The sequence below is a fragment of the Arthrobacter zhaoguopingii genome (assembly GCF_009828605.1).
GTDB lineage: Bacteria > Actinomycetota > Actinomycetes > Actinomycetales > Micrococcaceae > Arthrobacter_D > Arthrobacter_D zhaoguopingii.
In genome coordinates, this window is the sequence record NZ_WIAE01000041.1 from 1 (window position 1) to 1010 (window position 1010).

Here is a 1010-nt window from a genome sequence, read left to right on the forward strand (position 1 = left end):
ACCCCTCCTGGTTGAGCGCCTTTCGAAGTCCTTCCGGGGTGTCCGCCGGGTCGAGGATGTGAGCTTCAGCGTCGGCGCCGGCCGGATCACGGGCCTGCTCGGGCCCAACGGCGCCGGGAAGACCACCACGATCCGGATGCTGCTGGGTTTGATCGCCCCCGATGCCGGGAAGGCGCTGGTGTTCGGGAAGCCGTTCCGCGACCTGTCCGATCCCACCCGGGTCATCGGAGCGGTCCTGGATGCAGGCGGTCTGCACCCCGGTCGCACCGCACGCCAGCACCTGCGGATCGCCGCCGCCCAGGGCCACCACGCGGCGGCCCGGGTGGAGGAGGTCCTCACTATTGTGGGCCTGAGCGCCGACGCCGACCGCCGGATCCGTGATTACTCCCTGGGCATGCGCCAGCGTGTTGCCATCGCCACGGCGATCCTCGGGGACCCGAAGATCCTGGTGCTCGATGAGCCGGCCAACGGCCTGGATCCTGCCGGCATTTACTGGCTCAAGCACTACCTGCGCTCCTTCGCCGACCATGGCGGCAGTGTCCTGCTGTCCTCCCACATCCTCGCCGATGTGGAGCAGATCGCCGATGACATCGTGGCCATCGCCGAGGGGCAGGTCCGCTCAGCGACCACCCTCGCCGAAGCCCTCGCCGCCTCCGAGGGCGACCTCGAGGACTTCTACCTCTCCATGATCAGCTCCTCCGAGATCAGCTCTTTCGAACGGACCCCCCATGCTGCGCGCTGAAACCCTCAAACTCACCACCATCCCTGCAACGAAGATCGCGGCCCTCATCGCGGCCCTTGGCCTGCTGGCCACCCAGCTGACCTCCACCGTCCTGTTCCCTTACCTCATCGACAGCGAAGGCACTGACCCGGAAGTCGCCGGCGAACTGCCAGTCATCGATATGACGCTGGCCTCCGAGCAGCTGACAGCCCTGAACCCCCTCGGAGGCAGCGGTTCCCTCGGGGTCGTCCTCATCGCCGTCATCCTCCTCGGCGTCCTGGCCGGGATC

At 67.6% G+C, this 1010-nt stretch carries 2 protein-coding genes; both read left to right on the forward strand.

Features of this window, described 5'->3' with window-relative positions:
* Positions 1-742, forward strand: a 742-nt coding sequence (locus tag GVV77_RS18035; protein WP_246199905.1) for an ATP-binding cassette domain-containing protein, incomplete at its 5' end; no start/stop codon positions are given.
* The coding region (locus tag GVV77_RS18040; RefSeq protein WP_159620707.1) for a hypothetical protein at positions 729-1010 on the forward strand (282 nt) is incomplete at its 3' end. The genes GVV77_RS18035 and GVV77_RS18040, both read left to right, overlap by 14 nt.